16 protein-coding genes and 1 pseudogene are annotated in these 16711 nt (G+C 70.2%); 9 read left to right on the forward strand and 8 right to left on the reverse strand.

The features are described from left to right. Positions 1–213 precede the first annotated feature (213 nt). Positions 214–900, reverse strand: coding sequence for an ABC transporter ATP-binding protein (locus ACFRIC_RS22180; RefSeq protein WP_382788278.1), 687 nt, complete (start codon positions 898–900; stop codon positions 214–216). Between the two features lie 76 nt (positions 901–976). Beyond that, positions 977–2014: an FtsX-like permease family protein gene (locus ACFRIC_RS22185; protein WP_382788280.1), complete on the reverse strand. Its 1038-nt coding sequence runs from the start codon at positions 2012–2014 to the stop codon at positions 977–979. Between the two features lie 222 nt (positions 2015–2236). Here ACFRIC_RS22185 and ACFRIC_RS22190 point away from each other — a divergent pair, with 222 nt between their 5' ends. Together ACFRIC_RS22190 and ACFRIC_RS22195 are read left to right on the forward strand one after the other, a co-directional pair. Further along, positions 2237–3637, forward strand: coding sequence for a histidine kinase (locus ACFRIC_RS22190; protein ID WP_382788282.1), 1401 nt, complete (start codon positions 2237–2239; stop codon positions 3635–3637). Next, a complete protein-coding gene (locus tag ACFRIC_RS22195; RefSeq protein WP_382788284.1) occupies positions 3634–4266 on the forward strand; it encodes a response regulator in 633 nt (210 codons plus the stop codon). The genes ACFRIC_RS22190 and ACFRIC_RS22195 overlap by 4 nt, the downstream gene beginning before the upstream one ends. A 49-nt stretch (positions 4267–4315) precedes the next feature. Here ACFRIC_RS22195 and ACFRIC_RS22200 read toward each other — a convergent pair whose 3' ends face one another. Then, the gene (locus ACFRIC_RS22200) at positions 4316–4639 is read right to left on the reverse strand and encodes a DUF5955 family protein (RefSeq protein WP_382788286.1); all 324 of its coding nucleotides are present in this window, start codon (positions 4637–4639) and stop codon (positions 4316–4318) included. Positions 4640–4851: 212 nt separating this feature from the next. Here ACFRIC_RS22200 and ACFRIC_RS22205 point away from each other — a divergent pair, with 212 nt between their 5' ends. Further along, positions 4852–5451 carry an NTP transferase domain-containing protein gene (locus ACFRIC_RS22205; protein ID WP_382788288.1) on the forward strand — a complete coding sequence of 200 codons (600 nt, stop codon included), beginning with the start codon at positions 4852–4854 and terminating at the stop codon, positions 5449–5451. Between the two features lie 282 nt (positions 5452–5733). Then, on the forward strand, positions 5734–7368 hold the full coding sequence (gene aceB / locus ACFRIC_RS22210) for a malate synthase A (protein WP_382788290.1): 1635 nt from the start codon (positions 5734–5736) through the stop codon (positions 7366–7368). A gap of 42 nt (positions 7369–7410) precedes the next feature. On the opposite strand, the gene ACFRIC_RS22215 is transcribed toward aceB, so the two are convergent. From ACFRIC_RS22215 to ACFRIC_RS22230, 4 genes are all read right to left on the reverse strand, one after another. Next, positions 7411–7713, reverse strand: coding sequence for a SelT/SelW/SelH family protein (locus ACFRIC_RS22215; RefSeq protein WP_382788292.1), 303 nt, complete (start codon positions 7711–7713; stop codon positions 7411–7413). Next, entirely contained in the window at positions 7710–8624 is a 915-nt protein-coding gene (locus ACFRIC_RS22220) for a HipA family kinase (RefSeq protein ID WP_382788294.1), read from the reverse strand. The genes ACFRIC_RS22215 and ACFRIC_RS22220 overlap by 4 nt, the downstream gene beginning before the upstream one ends. A gap of 21 nt (positions 8625–8645) precedes the next feature. Then, complete coding sequence (locus ACFRIC_RS22225; RefSeq protein ID WP_382788296.1) at positions 8646–9623, reverse strand: tyrosine-type recombinase/integrase; 978 nt, start codon at positions 9621–9623, stop codon at positions 8646–8648. Between the two features lie 407 nt (positions 9624–10030). Beyond that, complete coding sequence (locus ACFRIC_RS22230; protein WP_382788298.1) at positions 10031–10339, reverse strand: helix-turn-helix transcriptional regulator; 309 nt, start codon at positions 10337–10339, stop codon at positions 10031–10033. A 750-nt stretch (positions 10340–11089) separates the two neighbouring features. On the opposite strand from ACFRIC_RS22230, the gene ACFRIC_RS22235 reads away from it, so the two are divergent. From ACFRIC_RS22235 to ACFRIC_RS22250, 4 genes are all read left to right on the forward strand, one after another. Continuing rightward, positions 11090–11983, forward strand: coding sequence for a hypothetical protein (locus tag ACFRIC_RS22235; RefSeq protein WP_382788754.1), 894 nt, complete (start codon positions 11090–11092; stop codon positions 11981–11983). A gap of 50 nt (positions 11984–12033) precedes the next feature. Next, entirely contained in the window at positions 12034–12243 is a 210-nt protein-coding gene (locus ACFRIC_RS22240) for a hypothetical protein (RefSeq protein ID WP_382788300.1), read from the forward strand. Positions 12244–12671: 428 nt separating this feature from the next. Then, the gene (locus tag ACFRIC_RS22245; protein WP_382788302.1) at positions 12672–13313 is read left to right on the forward strand and encodes an aKG-HExxH-type peptide beta-hydroxylase; all 642 of its coding nucleotides are present in this window, start codon (positions 12672–12674) and stop codon (positions 13311–13313) included. Positions 13314–13650: 337 nt separating this feature from the next. Then, entirely contained in the window at positions 13651–14088 is a 438-nt protein-coding gene (locus ACFRIC_RS22250; protein WP_382788304.1) for a hypothetical protein, read from the forward strand. A gap of 193 nt (positions 14089–14281) precedes the next feature. On the opposite strand, the gene ACFRIC_RS22255 is transcribed toward ACFRIC_RS22250, so the two are convergent. Beyond that, positions 14282–15661: a hypothetical protein gene (locus ACFRIC_RS22255; RefSeq protein ID WP_382788307.1), complete on the reverse strand. Its 1380-nt coding sequence runs from the start codon at positions 15659–15661 to the stop codon at positions 14282–14284. A 402-nt stretch (positions 15662–16063) separates the two neighbouring features. Between ACFRIC_RS22255 and ACFRIC_RS22260 the strand changes: the two are divergent. Next, positions 16064–16637: pseudogene (locus ACFRIC_RS22260) on the forward strand (IS3 family transposase); the annotation flags it as partial. Positions 16638–16711: the final 74 nt, after the last annotated feature.

A 16711-nucleotide genomic window follows, 5' to 3' on the forward strand; every position in this document is an offset into this window, starting at 1 on the left:
GACGGACGGCGGACGGCGGACGGCGGACGGCGGACGGCGGACCGCCGTAGGGTCCGCTCGTCCCCGACCCTCCGCCCAGGCCACTCCGTCGACCGCGTATCCGGGTCACTCCGACCCCGGCCCGGCGTCCGGTCACTCCGCCCCCGGCCTGGCGTCCGGGTCACTCCGCCCCCGACCGGCGTCCGGTCACTCCGCCCCCGACCCGGCGTCCGGTCACTCCGCCGACGGCACCGCCACCGGTGTCCCCAGGCGTCCGTCCCTCATCTCCCGTACCGCGTCCGCCTCGCCGAGGCGGGCGCGGTCGTGTGTCACGAGGACGGTCGCGGTCGCGCGTTCACGGGTGAGCCGCACCAACAGGTCCAGCACCGCCGTCCCGCGCTCCTGGTCGAGGGCGCTGGTCGGCTCGTCGACCAGCAGCACCGAGGGCTCGTTGACCAGCGCGCGGGCGATGTTCACCCGCTGCCGCTGTCCCCCGGACAACTGGTGCGGACGCCGGTGCGCCAGTTCGCCCAGCCCGACCTCGGCGAGCAGCTCCCGTGCCCGCGGCGTCACGTGACGGCGTCCGTCCAGGTGACCCATCACCTGGAGCTGTTCCAGGGCGGTCAGCGAGGGCAGCAGGTTGGGCTGCTGGAACACGATGCCGATCTCGCGCCGCCGCAGGACGGCCCGCTCGGCGGAGGTCAGCGCCCCTGTCTCCGTACCGCCGACGAGAACGCGCCCGCGGTCCGGGGCGACCAGGGTCGCGGCGACCGCGAGGAGGCTGGACTTCCCGGATCCGGAGGGGCCCACGACGGCCGTCATCGTGCCGGCCGGCACCCGCAGGCTCACACCGTCCAGCGCGGTCAGACGGCCGTCGCCGTCGGGGTAGGTGAGGGTGATGTCGTCGAGGGTCAGGCTCACGCGGCACTCTCCTGTGCGTCGGTTCGGTCGGTCCGGGACCTCGGCGCGCGGCCGTCGGCGAGCCCGGCCGGGGTCCTCATCGGGCGCTCGCCAGCGCGGTCAGGGGGTCCACGGCCGTGACCCGGCGGACGGCGAGCCCGGCGCCGAGCGCCCCGAGGGCGATCGTGACGGCGGCGGGACCGAGCACGGTCGTGACGTCCAGGGCGTACGGCACGTCGCCTCCCCGCACCAGCGCGCCGGCTCCGGCCGCGAGCCCGCTGCCCAGCAGCGTCCCGGCGGTGAGCATGAGGACGGCCTGGCCCAGCGCGTCGCGCAGGAGGTACGGCGTGGAGGCGCCCAGCGCCTTCAGGACCGCGACGTCGGGCGACCGCTGGATCGTCCAGACCGTGAAGAAGGCCCCGGTGACGAGCGCCGAGATGACGAAGAGGAATCCGCGCATGAGCTGGAGCGAGCCATTCTCGGCCTGGTAGGAGCCGATGGCGGTCAGGGAGTCGTCCCTCGTGAACGTCTTCGTGCCGGCGGCGCGGTCGCCCGCCCGCAGATCGGCTCCGTCGGTGCGCAGGGCGAGCACGGTCGCCGGACCGGAGAGGTCGGTCCACACGACGGGGGTGTGACTGTACGAGGCGTGGCCGGCCACGGCCGCGACGGTCAGCCGCGCGCCGCCGAGCACCACCCGGTCGCCCGGCCCCGCACCGAGCGCCTCCGCGGCCTTCTCGGACAGCACGGCACGTCCGGGGGCGACTCCCGCCGGGGCGATGCCCGAGCCCGGCCGCACGGCGAAGGAGGACACCGCGGCCGTCCGGTCCCCGGCGGAGGCGTTCAGGGTGCGGACGCCGATCGGCTCGGCCGAGGTGACTCCGGGCCTTCCGGCCCAGGCCTCCCGGGCGTGGGCCGGCACCGGGGCGCCGGTGAAGGACACCGGCTGTCCCGCGGCCGGCGCGGCGAAGGCCAGGTGGTCGGCGGGCAGGGCGGTGACCGCCGAGGTGTTCTCCCCGGCGAGCCCGGCGGTCAGCCCGGACAGCAGGCCCACGAGCAGGGTGATCAGTACGACGACGGCTCCCATCAGGGCGAAGCGCCCCTTGGCGAACCGCAGGTCTCTCCATGCGACGAACATGCTCCGAGCCTGCCGCCCGGACCCCGTCCGGGGCATCGCACCGCCGCATGCTTCGGCCGGGCCGAAGGAGGGGGCCCCGGTCGCCGGGAGACGGACCGGTCGGCACCGGAGGGACGACCGCCCACGGACCCGGGAGGGATACGGCGCCGGCGAAGGGAGCAGCCGTCTTTCAACCTTTCGGTTGACCGGGGCCGGCGCTGTCCCGCCTACCCTGGAACGACCATGAATGTCCCCCGTCGCTCCCCCGTCGTCGCCGTCCTGCGTCTGTGCCTGTACGTCCTGCTCGCCGGCCTTCTCCTGCTGGCCGCGGTCCGATCCGGCGACACCGGGCACCCGACGGCCGTCGTCCTTTCGGTGCTGGTGACGGGCGTGGTGCTCGTGGCGGGCGCCGTCTCCCCGGCGGTGCACCGCTCACGGCGTGCGGCCGCGCTGTGGGTGGCCGCCCTCAGCGCGAGCTGGCTGGCGCTCGTCGCGCTCTCCCCGGACGGGCTGTGGGTGGCCTTCCCGCTCTACTTCCTGCAGCTCCACCTGCTGCCGGTGCGCTGGAGCCTGCCCGCGGTCGCCCTGACCGCCGGGGCGGCGGTCGCGAGCTTCGTGGCGCACGGCGCGCCCCTCACCCCCGGGGCGTTCATCGGCCCGCTGCTCGGGGCGGGGGTCGCGGTCGCGACGGTCCTCGGGTACGAGGCGCTGTACCGGGAGAGCGAGCGCCGCCGCGAGCTGATCGAGGAGCTGATCACCACCCGCGCCGAGCTGGCCGAGGCCGAACGCGCCGCGGGCACGCTCGCCGAGCGGGAGCGGCTGGCCCGGGAGATCCACGACACGCTCGCCCAGGGCCTGTCCAGCATCCAGCTCCTGATGCGGGCCGCCCAGCGGCTGCTGCCGGCGGACTCGCCCGCGGCCCCGCACGTGGAGCGGGCCCGGGCGACGGCGCAGGACAACCTCGCCGAGGCCCGTCGCTTCGTCCGCGCGCTCACCCCTCCCGATCTGGAACACGGTTCGCTCGCCGCCGCGCTGGAGCGGCTGTGCCGGTCGGCCGCCGTGGACACGCCGAGGGTCCGCTTCTCGGTGAGCGGCACGCCGGCCGGGCTTCCGACGCCGTACGAGGTGGCCCTGCTCCGGATCGCCCAGTCGGCGCTCGGCAACACGCTGCGCCACGCGGACGCGGAGCGCGTCGAGATCACGCTCAGCTTCATGGACACCTCGGTCACGCTGGACGTGGTGGACGACGGCACCGGCTTCACCCCGGACGACGTACGGCCGGACCGGAACCGGTCGGACCCGGACCAGCCGGACCGCCACCGCCCGGACCGCCACCGCCCGGACCAGCCGGACCGTCCGGCCCCGGACCGGGACCGCCTGGGCGGAGACCCCGCCACCGGAAAGACCACGGACGAAGGCACCGTCGACGGAGCCCTCACCAGCGCGGACCTCGGCGGAGACACGGCGGACGGGGGCTTCGGTCTGCCCGCCATGCGGTCGCGCGCGCGGTCGCTGGGCGGGACGTTCACCGTCGAGTCGGCTCCCGGTCAGGGCACGGCGGTGGCGGTCACGCTGCCCCTGCCCGTACCCGCCGGCGGGGAGCCGGCCGGTACGGAACGCCGCGCCGTGGGGAGCCGGGCATGACCGTGCGGCTGCTGCTCGCGGACGACCACCCCGTCGTCCGCGCCGGACTGCGCGCGGTGCTGTCCGCGGAGCCGGACTTCGAGATCGTCGCGGAGGCGGCGACCGCGGAGGCCGCGGTGGAGCGGGCCGGGGCGGGCGACGTGGACGTCGTCCTCATGGACCTCCAGTTCGGCGCCGGGATGCACGGGGCGGAGGCCGCGGCGGCGATCACCGCCCGCCCCGGTGCCCCCCGGGTCCTCGTCCTGACCACGTACGACACCGACGCGGACATCCTGGCCGCGGTCGAGGCGGGCGCCTGCGGCTACCTCCTCAAGGACGCCCCTCCCGAGGAGCTCTCCGCCGCCGTGCGCACCGCCGCCTCGGGCCACTCGGCGCTCGCCCCGAAGGTCGCCGACCGGCTCATGGACCGCATGCGCACCCCAGCCGCCGCGCTGAGCCGTCGTGAACTCGAGGTGCTCGAACTGGTCAAGGACGGTCTCTCGAACCAGCAGATCAGCAAGAAGCTGTTCCTGAGCCAGGCGACCGTGAAGTCCCATCTGGTGCACATCTACGCGAAGTTGGGCGTGGACTCCCGCACATCGGCCGTGGCGGCGGCCACCGAGCGGGGTGTCATCCGCAGGGGGCGCTAGGGCGTGTCCGCAAAGTCGCGTCGTCCGCCCGAAGGGCGGGCCCGGCGGCTCACAGCCGGGTTCGGTGCGGGGGGTCCCCGAAGAGTTCGACCGCGCTGCGGACGTCGGCGAGGCGGGTGGCGAGAGCGCTCACCGAGCCGATCGCGCCCGCGACCAGGAGGAGCGAGCGGCGCAGCCGGGGAACCTCCGGCATGCCTCCGGCGGCCATCGCGGCGAGGGACGCGAGCTCGTCCTCGGCGATGCCCCGGTCGGGGAACTCGACGGGATGGACGGCGAGTTCACGGCGCAGCCGGGCGACGGCGGTCCGCAACTCCGCCACCCTCGGATCCTCGTCGCTGCCCGTCACCGGTCTCTGCCCCAAGCTCCGCAACACAGCTCTCCCCCTCGCGCACGCGGTCGTGCGTCGGTCCCGCCCACGTCGGCTCCAGCTCCCCGTGGCGGTGGTCAGGCGCCGGGGGACGCGGGCCAGTAAACGCCACCCGGTGCGCCGGGCGCCACTGCGCGGACCGAAATTCAGCCCGGGGACACCGCGGTGACGGCCGTGGTTCCGGGGCATGCCCGGGCCGGGTCGGGTATGCAGGGGACATGACGGAGAACAAGGACGAGGTGGCGGGGCTGGTGCTGGCGGCCGGAGGCGGACGGCGCCTCGGGGGACGCCCCAAGGCACTGCTGCCCCACCGGGGGCGGCCCCTCGTCGAGCACGCGGTGGAGGAGCTGCGGGCCGGCGGCTGCGCCCGCGTCCATGTCGTGCTCGGCGCCCGGGCCGACGCCGTACGGGAGCGGGCGTCGCTGGCCGGGTGCGTCCTCGTGGACAACCCCCGCTGGGAGGAGGGCATGGGTTCCTCGCTGCGGGCCGGGCTGGACTCGCTGGCGGACTCGGGGGCGCGGGCCGCGCTGGTGTCGCTGGTCGACCAGCCGGGGATCGGCCGGGAGGCGGTGGCCCGGGTGCTGGCCGCGTACGCCTCTCCGCTGACGCTCGCCGCGGCGGCGTACGACGGTGAGCGCGGCCATCCGGTGCTGTTCGGGGCCGGGCACTGGGCCGGGATCGCGGCGGCGGCCACCGGTGACCAGGGGGCGCGTGCCTATCTGAGGGCCCATGCGGACGCCGTCACCCTGGTCGAGTGCGGGGACGTGGCGCGGGCGTACGACATCGACACGGAGGACGACCTGGTCCACCTTGAGTGAGCGGGGTGGCACCGAGCGCCACCTTCCGTCGATCTGGAGAATCTCGACATCAACAAACCATTGAACTTCCACCATGAGGAAATTAGTATCCACTGCTCAGAAGCGCCTCGCCGTGTCGAAGGCGCCCGGCTCGGTCCGCGTGGGCCGCGGCACCGGGTGCCAGGCGCGGTGACGCCGTCCGTGGTTCGCTCGTTCGACCGGTGTGCGGCGCCCCGCAGGCCCCGCACGCGGATCGCCACGACCCGCTCGCCCGCACGTAGCTCGCTGAAGGAGTGACAGCTCATGTCCGCACCAGCGCCGTCCCCGCTGGCCATCGTCGACGCCGAGCCCCTGCCCCGGCAGGAGGAGGTCCTCACCGAGGCGGCCCTCGCCTTCGTGGCCGAGCTGCACCGGCTGTTCACGCCCCGGCGTGACGAGCTCCTCGCCCGCCGGGCGGAGCGGCGCGCCGAGATCGCCCGCACCTCCACGCTCGACTTCCTCCCGGAGGCCGCCGCGATCCGCGCGGACGACTCCTGGAAGGTGGCCCCGGCTCCGGCCGCGCTCGAGGACCGCCGGGTCGAGATCACCGGCCCCACCGACCGCAAGATGACGATCAACGCCCTGAACTCCGGGGCCCGCGTCTGGCTCGCGGACTTCGAGGACGCCTCGGCGCCCACCTGGGAGAACGTCGTCCTCGGACAGGTCAACCTGATGGACGCCTACGCCCGGAGCATCGACTTCACCGACCCGGGCTCCGGAAAGTCGTACGCCCTCAAGCCGGACGCGGAGCTCGCGACCGTCGTGATGCGGCCGCGCGGCTGGCATCTGGACGAGCGTCACCTCGTGGCGGCCGACGGCACCCCCGTGCCCGGCGCGCTCGTCGACTTCGGCCTGTACTTCTTCCACAACGCGCAGCGGCTGCTGGACCTCGGCAAGGGCCCGTACTTCTATCTGCCCAAGACCGAGTCCCACCTCGAAGCGCGCCTGTGGAACGACGTGTTCGTCTTCGCGCAGGACCATGTCGGCATCCCGCAGGGCACGGTCCGGGCCACCGTCCTGATCGAGACGATCACGGCGGCGTACGAGATGGACGAGATCCTCTACGAACTCCGGGACCACGCCTCCGGGTTGAACGCCGGCCGCTGGGACTACCTCTTCTCCATCGTCAAGAACTTCCGTGACGGCGGGACGAAGTTCGTCCTGCCGGACCGCAACGCGGTGACGATGACGGCCCCGTTCATGCGGGCGTACACCGAACTCCTCGTCCGCACCTGCCACAAGCGGGGTGCCCACGCGATCGGCGGCATGGCCGCGTTCATCCCCTCGCGGCGCGACGAGGAGGTCAACAAGGTGGCCTTCGAGAAGGTGAAGGCCGACAAGGACCGTGAGGCGGGCGACGGCTTCGACGGCTCGTGGGTGGCGCACCCCGACCTCGTCCCGATCGCGATGGCCTCCTTCGACGCCGTCCTCGGCGACCGGCCGAACCAGAAGGACCGGCTGCGCGAGGACGTGTCGGTCGCGGCCGGTGACCTCATCGCCGTCGACTCGCTCGACGCGCGGCCGACGTACGGCGGTCTGGTCAACGCCGTTCAGGTCGGCATCCGTTACATCGAGGCCTGGCTGCGCGGTCTGGGCGCGGTCGCCATCTTCAACCTCATGGAGGACGCGGCCACCGCCGAGATCTCGCGCTCGCAGATCTGGCAGTGGATCAACGCGGGGGTCGTCTTCGAGCACGACGGCGAGACCGTCGCGGCCACTCCGGAGCTGGCCCGTGAGATCGCCGCGCGGGAACTCGCGGACATCCGCGCCGAGATCGGCGAGGAGGCCTTCGCGGCCGGCCGCTGGCAGCAGGCGCACGACCTGCTCCTGAAGGTCGCGCTGGACGAGGACTACGCGGACTTCCTCACCCTGCCCGCCTACGAGCAGCTCACCGGCTGACCCGGACCGGTCCGCCGCACCCGCCCGGTCCGCCGCACCCGCTCAGTCCGCGGCACCCGCTCCGTCCGCCGCACGGTCCGAGTGGCCCAGGGATCTCTCCGGGGCCACTCGGTCGCGTACCAGGCGCTTGACCGCGGTCGGCTCGGGGAAGCCCTGCTCGCGGCGGTCCCAGATCACCTCGTCGTTGACCCGGACGACGAAGACACCGCCGGTACCGGGCTTGAGGGACAGTTCGTCGAGCTCCGCCTCGAAGGTGGTGAGCAGCTCCTGGGCCAGCCAGGCCGCGCGGGGCAGCCAGCGGCACTGGGTGCAGTACTCGATCTGGACCCGCTGGACGTCCGTCATCCCAGATGCACCGACCAATCCTGTTCCGCCGCCGGTTTGCCGTGCAGGTCGGGGACGCGCTTGAGCCAGTCCGGGCGGCCCCGCTGGGTCCGCTCCGCGCGGTCGGCGTCCTCGGCCGCGAGCTGTTCGCGGCTCGGGAAGTCCGTGGGGAGCCAGGCCGCGGAGGCGCGGACGCGGGCCAGGAGGTAGCCGACATACGCCTCGCGGACGGCGTCGGGGCTCGCGAAGCCCGGCTCGTCCATGAGCCAGGCGTCGGGCACCTGCGCCAGCACCGTGCGCAGCAGTTCCTCGGTGACCTTCGGTGCCAGTTCGGCGTCGGCGGCGCGGGTGTCCGGGCCGTGGCCGCCGAGCGCGTGGCTCCTGAAGTCGTACGCCTTCTCCGGCGCCGAGGCGTCCCAGCGGTGGTGGAAGACGAGGGCGGCGCCGTGGTCGATCAGCCACAGGCGGGGCGGCGCGATGCCGAAGGTGGGCCAGATCATCAGGTTCGAACTGTGCACCGTGCGGTCCACGTTGACCGTGAGGGCGTCCAGCCAGATCACCTTGCCCGCCTCCAGCGGGTCGACCGGGAAGGTCCGCGCGACCTCGGGGGTGAAGTCCTTGGCGCCCGGAAGGTAGTCCATGCCGAGGTTGAGCCCGGCGCTGGCCCGGAGGAGGTCCTGGACCTCCTGATGGGGTTCGTGCTCGCCGGAGGCCGGGTCGAAGTGGACGAGGACCAGCTCGGGGAAGCGCAGCCCGAGGGCGCGGGCCAGCTCACCGACGATGATCTCGGCGACCAGCGCCTTGTGCCCCTGGGCGGCCCCGGTGAACTTCACGACGTAGGTCCCCAGGTCGTCGGCCTCGACGACTCCGGGGACGGAGCCGCCCGCATGCAGAGGTTCGATGTAGCGGGTTACGGTGACGTTTCTCAGCATTTCCGGAGCCAACCTGTCCCCTCAGCCTTGCAATCCACGACCGCCCCCCGAACCGCTCGTCGAGCGGGATCGCCCGGGACCAGCCGTGGGGAGAATCTGGGGAGTTCGGATCGGCATGCTGTTTCCCGTCCTCCCCAGCAGTGCGTCGACGGCCGTACGTCCCTTGCTTCCGGCCTCTGGCATGAAGTGTGCATAGTAACCGAGGGTGATCGCCGGTGAGGAGTGCCCGAGCCAGCCGGCCACGGTCACCACGGACTCCCCCGCCTCCAGCATGATCGAGGCGAAGGTGCGTCGCAGCACGTGGAAGCCATCGTGCGGGGCCGCCTGCCACTGCCACTGCTTCGCCCCCTCCGCCTGGGGCCGGATGACGCCGGCCTTGGCCAGCGCGGGCTTCCAGGTGTAGGTGTTCCACGTGTTCACCGCGACGGCGTTGCCGAACCGAGTGGTGAGCAGCAGGGAGCACTTTCTCTTCCGTGCGGCCGCCTCCAGCTTCCCCCAGGGCAACTCGACCTCCACCGGCGGGAACGCCTCGATGTGCCGCTTCAGCTCTTCGGCCACCATGGGGAGCATGTCGACGATCCGAGTCTTCTTTCCCTTCGGCAGGGCGAAGTACAGCCTCCCCTTGATCGCCTGGACCTGGCGTCGGACGCGGAGAACGCCGCGTCCGTAGTCGATGTCCTCGGGACTCAGCCCGAACACTTCACTCTGCCGGAGCCCGCAGCCCAGCCCGAGCACGAAGACGATCCGGTTCCGCGGGCTGATGACGTCACGGACGAGCAGCGCGGTCTCCAGCGGCCACGCCTCTCGGCGCTCCTGCGCGGCCCGGGGCCACCGCACGGACTTCGCCCGCATGGGGTTGGCGACGAGCCGCTTGTCGTCCACGGCCGCTTCCAGGACGGAGGACAGCTCGGACAGGATGCCTCGGCGGTAGTCGACCGAGACGACGGTGCCGTCCAGCTTCGCAATGTACGCGCGCAGGTCCGCCGCCGTGATGCTCATGAGCGGCAGGTGGCCCAGGTGCGGGACGATGTGCAGGCGTGTTCGCCGCTCCTGGCCGTCCTGGTTCTTCGGAGCGCCCGACCGGCCCGGCGCCCAGTGCCGTGCGATGTAGTCGGCGAGGGTGATCGATCCGTCGCGCGGGTCGACGAACTCGCCACGCTCCTCATCGGTGGCTGACCGGCGCAGCCACGCCTTGGCGTCCTCCAGCGTCTCGAACGAACGGTCCCGGACGCCGGGGATGCCGGCGACCTTGTACCGCTTGCCCGTGCCGTAGCGCGCCGTCCGCTCGCGCTTCCCGGTGGCCGGGTCCTTCTTCTTGATCCAGCGGTCTTCTATGTAGCCGGCCAGGGCCGTCTCTCCTTCTCGGGAGCGTTTGGTCGAGCGGGCGGGCGCGATGGGGCCGCGCGTCAGACGCTGTGGTGACCGCGGTCGGGGCGCTGCCGCGGGGGTGCACTGAGGGGACTCAGCTCGGGGTTGGAGCGAGAGTCGGACCGCTCCTGTTCGCGGACCCAGGCGTCGAGGGCGCTCCGCCGGTACATGACGCGTCCGCGGGGGCCCATCCGGAAGCTGGGCGGTCCCTGCCGCCGGTGGCGCCAGACGTAAAGGGTGTGCGGGGACAGGCCGAGGTATTCGGCAGCGCCCTTGACGCTCAGGAAAGCGGCGACTTGCGATGCCGAAAGGGCGACAGACGGAACGGAAGACTGAGTGGTGGGCATTCAGGACCTTCTGCTGGGGCGGGGAGGGCAGTCGCACTTGACGCGCATTCGGGTTCGGGTTCGGGTCGGCAGGACAAGCCCCCCCCCCGCATAAGAGAAGTAATGGGAACTCGAAAGGGAAAGACGCGACTGCCGGGGACGCTTCAATGGTCCCGAGGATCGCCGGTTTGGCCAACCGGCGATCGTCGGTTATGTTGCGCCGCTTCCTCCTCGGCGACGCACGACACCGTCGCCGAGGAGGGCATGCGGAGGTACTCCGAGGGCGGCGGCGATGGCCACGAGGTCGTCGATGTCGCACCGGCGGACCCGGCGTTCGATATGGCCGGCGGACCCGGCGTTCGATATGGGAGAGCTGGGTGAAGGTCATGGGCCGGCCGACGGCGGTGACGCGGGCGGCGAGCCGGCGCTGCGAGTAACCGCGCGCGGTACGGAGTCGCTCTATGGCCTGTGCGGTGGCTTGTCCGGCGGGACCGATTCCGAGGGGGCGTGGCGGCATTGGTGTGTTGTAGCTTGCTTTCCCGGGCGGGGAAAGCGGTTTGGTGTCTGCCGTGAGCGATGCGCTCGGAGGTGCCGGATTCCGGTACCTATTTCTCTGACCGGCGATTCGGGTCTACGGTTTCCGAACCCGGGCGAGCAGTACAGAGTTTCAGAACCAACTCTGGACTTCCGAGCCGTGGGTGTGGCTGTGTTGTCCAGCCCCGGCATTCCGCTGGAAAGCGTCCCGAATTGCGACGAAGGTGGTCGATCGACATCGCCCTTATCCGCACCATCAAGCCCGAAGCGTTCGCTTCCGAATCCCTGGCGATGGTGTCCCTCTCCGCCAAGCGGACGTTCTTCGGGCTGCTCACGCAGGCCGACGATCACGGCCGGTTCCGCGACCAGGCCGCGGTCATCGCCGGCCTGCTGTGGTCGCTGCGCCCGGACCACGGCCCCCTCGGCGTCGAGGACGACCTCAGCCAGCTCCACGAGGCCGGCCTGATCTGCCGCTACGAGGGCGGTGACGGCAAGCGGTACCTGCACGTCGTCACCTTCGCCCGCCACCAGAAGATCAACCGGCCCAGTGGCGTACGCCACCCCGACTGCCCGCGCCACGACCTCGGCCTCAACCTGGACCCTGAGCCCTCACCGAGCACTCACGGAGATCCCCCGGAGCCCTCCGTGAGTCCTCACGGAGTCGGGACGGCAAACCCGGGTGCCGAAGAAGTCACTGGTCAGAGCACGTACAGTGAGCCCTCACCGCCGACTCACGGAGGACTCGATGAGAGGTCCGGGAGCCCTCACGATCCGGATCTAGGACCTAGGATCATGGATCTAGGATCTGTCCCTTCGGGGGGCGCGAGTGCCCCCGCGCCTGCGACCGTCTCGGCGAAGGTCCTCATCGGCGAGTACGTCGCCGCGTGTGCCGAACGCTCGCCCTCCAGCTTCCTGGGACACCTGGGACGCGAAGTCCGCACCCTTCTCGCCGAGGGCATGAACCCCGACCACATCCGCGCCGCACTGGTCCGGCAGCGGACCAAGGGGGTGCACCCCACGACCCTGCCCAGCCTGGTCAACGAGGTGATGAACGCGACCTCGCGCAGCGCCCCGCGCCAGGCGTGGACCAACCCAGCCGACGCCGCGGCGGCTTACGGAGGCCAGCTCTGAACACCACCACCGGCACACGCAGACGCCCGCCGCAGACCGTCGGCCCGCTGGTGAACCGCCTCGAAGCGATCCTCACCGCCCGTGGCGTCGATCAGGACGCCACGGCGGCGGCCTCGTCCGACGAACCGGTCACGGCGCTGGAGATGGCCGACGCCCGCATACCCGCCCGCTACCGCGGCGCCCTCGCGGACCACCCGCAGATCACCGCGTGGGCCGAGCAGATCGCCCGAGCAGGACGCCCAGGACGACAAGACGTTTGACGAGTTCCTGGAGGCGGTCGCGTCCCTGCGCGACAGCGACCCCGTGCGCACGACCGCACACACCTCCAACGCGGCCACCGAGACCTGGCTGGCCATCACGCCAGACACCGGCGCCAGCGAGCCCACCACCACACCCTGACCTCCACCGGGGCCGGGCTCAGCCGGGTCCGGCTCCGTTCCCCTCTGGAGCCCCTAACGAGCGCCCTCACCGCAGAAGCCCTGATCACCCTCGACGGCATCGCCGACCACCAGCCGGGTCGCCTCCGTGCTCGGCAACCACCTCGGCTCGTCCGCCCTCGACTACGCCGTGGCCCACCACCTGCTCGAAGGCGCCGAACACACCGCGCGCACGGGACTCGGACCGCCTCGCCTGGTACCGCCGTACGTTGGTGCGAGACCTGACCCACCTGTCAACCGACCACCGCATCATGCTCAGCCCGTGCCCCGCGGAGCTGCTCCGCTCGGAGATCGCCGAAACCGCGTACTACTTCGTCGGCCCCGACACCGCCCCCACCCCACCTGAAGCCCAGTCCCTCGTTCGTGCTGCCCTCGCCTCCGCCGCCGAACACGGCTTCGGCACACTGCTCATCCAGCACGCCCCCATCATCTGCCTACTCAACCGCCGCCAGCTCGACGAGACCCTTCACAGCTGGGCCCTCACCCGCCTCCCCGGCACTGTCTTCACCGACTACACCGCCCACCCCGAGGTCTTGGCCCGTGACCTGATCCACGAGGCCGCCCACAACTGGCTCAACGACGCCCTGGCCACGCATGACGTAACCCTTCCCACCGACGTCACCCTCTTCTCCCCCTGGCGAGAAGCTTCTCGCCCCGTCTACGGCTTCCTACACGCATGCTGGGCCTTCTCCCTCACCGTGCTGTACACACGGCAGGCGCGGCGCGGTGTCACAGGCGCCATCGCCCTCTTCCTCGATACCCATCTGCGTCAGCAGGCGGCCCAGTTCTCTGTCGCCGCCAAGTATCTGGAGCAGGCCCTCTCGTACGTCCCCGCAGCCGAGATCCGCGAACGCGTCAATCGCGCGGTCGGCGGTGTCATGGCTCCCGCTTGACGCCAGACCAAGCTTGATGAAGACCGGGCGATGCCGAGCGTTCACGAAGCCGTGCGGTGAACAGTGCGCGCCGGGAACGCCGCCAACAGCACTGCAGCGCATCCCTCGTTGGCTCAGCGATCAGACCCAGCCGACCGTGGGACTCGATTCAGATCGACTTCACCGGCAAGGACACCTGCCAGCCACTGCACCGGCTACGAGGCACTGGCCGCGACGGAGTACGGCATCATCGTCACCACCCCTGCTGGCATGGCGGTGGACTCTACGCCGAAACCGCTTCGGAAGGCTGTGAGGCCAACCTAAGGTGGGATCCGTCACCGAACGAGGGAGTCCCAGCATGGACCCGATCACTACAGCAGCCCTCGCCGCGCTGGCTGGCGGTCTCGGCGGCGAAGCCGGACGTCATACGTGGCAAGGACTCATTACGCTGGTGCGGCGCCCGTTCGGGCTAGCCGATGCACAGGTAACTCCAGGCGACAGGACCCCTCAGGTCAGCTCCGGTGAACTGGAAGTCGCCGCGCTGGAGGGGGACCCTGCCGACCCGATGCGCGCGCAGGCACTAGCCACTGCCCTCGGCGTACGAGCAGCCCTTGATGAGGAGTTCCGCCTGCTGCTCGATGAGTGGTGGCAGCGAGCACAGGTCAGCTCATCGGGCGGCGACGTGCACAACAGCATCAGCGGGGGCACCCAGAATGGCCCAGTACTCCAAGGCCGGGACTTCTCAAGCCTTACCTTCAACATGACGCGCACCACAGCCTCCTCCGACAGGGACTGATCGGAGGAGGCTGTGCCAAACTCGCAGCGTTGCCTCACCGGGTTGGGCGACTTGGGCGGGTCAGCCGACGCACGCCGCCTGGAACTCCATAAGCGTGCCAGTCAGCTACTGCCTGAAACTCGGCCCCGTCCTTGTCCGGAGCTGACACGGCAGCCGTGATCATACTCTCGACTTGCTGCACAAACTGGGGGAATCATTCAGACTGCGCGTTCAGCCAAGCCTCCATAATCATCGAGGCCTCCTTTTGTTCGGCCGCAGACCGTTTCAGGTCTTCTTCCCATTCCACGCGGCTAAACAACCCTCTCTGCCGCCATTCATCCAAGGGTGCTTCGAGGTTCTCGCCGTTGGCCTCGTCGAGATAGCGCCTTGCCGCACTGTAGACCAACCGCAATTCGGCACCGACGACATGGTATTCATCGTGTTCCGGAAGGAGCCTCTCATGTAAGGGCAAGTTCCTGTCCACCTCAACGTACCCGAGGTAGCTGGTAACTGCTTCATGCATCGCCTCGTGCAGGTCCGTCGCCTGCTCTTCACTAAGCCCAGAAACGGTAGCAACGGCGAGGTTGCAGGACCGGATCAGAGTAGTAAGCCCAGGCACCGTGAAAGACTTCCAGAGTGCGGGTTCCCGGGCAAGGAAATGAGCAGCGAGGTCAGCGACCGCAACACCGTTATCGTCGAAGAGTAGGCTCGCGACGGCCATACCCAGATCACGCCGATACTCGGGGACGACCCGCGAGACCTGGGTCAGCACATCTCGGTCGATCTGTCCGGGCAGGACCTCATCTTCATCAAATAGCAGTGCGATACTTTTGCGGCTCACGGCTTCCCTTCCCTGCGATTGATCCCCGTAGAACTGGGATAGCTCGGACGTTGACAGTTCGTTACGAAAGTCCGTCAATGTCAAACCGGGTGGCTCCGGCAGCACAGATCTCTTTAGATAGTCAAACTGAGCCTGCACCAAGGTTTCCGGCTGCCCGAACACAAGCGCGGAGATTCGAATGTGCCCCTCTTTCGATACCGACGCCACAGTTCCGATACCCGAGAAGACCAGCGGCTCCCGAGCAGCGTCATGGAGCGTTGTATTCGCCGTCGCCGTCGTCAGCCAACGCGGGTCGAAGGTGATGACCACCCTCCTTTCCCCAACAGAGAAGGCGAGGTGGGGATCCTTGGTCAGGACTCCAGTCGGTTCCTTCATCGGAACCTCGGGTGGGTTGCTGCAGCGCATAGCGCTTTCGAAGGAGACCAGAAGGCCACGATGCACCTTCTCTGCCGTGCGCTCGCAGAGCGCCACAGCCTCCGCGTCCCATGTCTCGAATAAGGGGCGAACGATCCGGACGAACTCCCCCGGTGCCATCCCCTGCCCGCCAAACGGTCTCGTGCTGTCGAGTCCGGCTCTCCTTGCCGCAGCCGCCACCGCGTTGCCCTGCGTGAGCATCGCCAGCCTTGGCAGGTTGACCAAGTTGACACTGGAGAACCGGGCTCGCCAGATCTGTGACGACCTGCGCAATTCCTCGGCGAGGGCCTCATCGGTATCTTCGGCTACTGGCAGCGAGCCCGTCATTGTGATATTCACGCCGCCATGGATCGCCCCTGCTTGGATGGCCGGGCCAGCCACCCGCCCAGAGAGCTCGTTTCTGACATCAGGCGGTCCCGGGGAGACGCCCTCTCCGTCCCCTACTTGCTCCACTGCCGCCTCCCGCTCATTCTCACGCCTCGTAATCAGCACAACTGACAAGCAGTAAACACCATCTGCCGTACTCACAAAGGGTGTTCAGGGCGACCCGGAGGTTGCCGGCCTGGCAGCACGGAAAGGCCGCTTGCAGCAGCTAATCGGACTTTCGCCATCTTCGGGTCTGATGCAGCGTCGGGTGACAAGTTGACCTGCCCCACCTCTGAGGTTCCAGTTTGACCTGCCCCACCTCTCAGGTTCCAGTTCTGCTGGCTAACTGACGGCCTTCACGAAAGGCCGCCGGACATACCCCGCGCCTACCCCGCTGAGTTCCGCGCCCGCGCCATCGCGCTGGTTCGGGCAGGAAAAGAACAGAAGCAGACCGCCGTTGACCTCGGCATCCATCCGGTCACGTTGAGTCCGCAGAGCTGTGTGCAGCACGGCGCCGGATCCGCGAGCTGGAAACCGAGCTCGAGATCGTCCGCAGGGCCTCCACGTTCCTCGGCGAGGACAAGCCCTGCTCAAAAGGCTCTACCCGCTGATCGACCGACTCGTCGATGCCGGGGCACCAGTCAACAGGCGCTGCCGAATCCTTGGCGTTGCCCGGCAGAACTACTACAAGCACAAGCGTGCACCGACCACTCCACGACAGCTACGGCGGGACTGACTGACCGGACTGATCCGAGAGGTTCACGTGGCTTCCCGCGGCACTTACGGCTACCACCGCATCCACGCCGAGCTCACCCTGGGCATGGGCATCCGAGTCTGCTCCAGGACCGTGTCGGTGCTGATGACGCAGGCCGGAATCCACGGCCTGCCCGGACCGGTGCGCATCAAGCGGCTGCGTGGCATCGCCACCGCCGTGCCCTGTGTGGGCCGTCCGCGCGCTGCTCGCCGCGCTGAACGCCAAGGGGCGCACCGGTGGGCCGCTGCTCGTCCGTATCGATAGCCACG

The sequence above is a fragment of the Streptomyces sp. NPDC056738 genome, from assembly GCF_042790435.1.
In the GTDB taxonomy this organism is placed as follows: domain Bacteria; phylum Actinomycetota; class Actinomycetes; order Streptomycetales; family Streptomycetaceae; genus Streptomyces.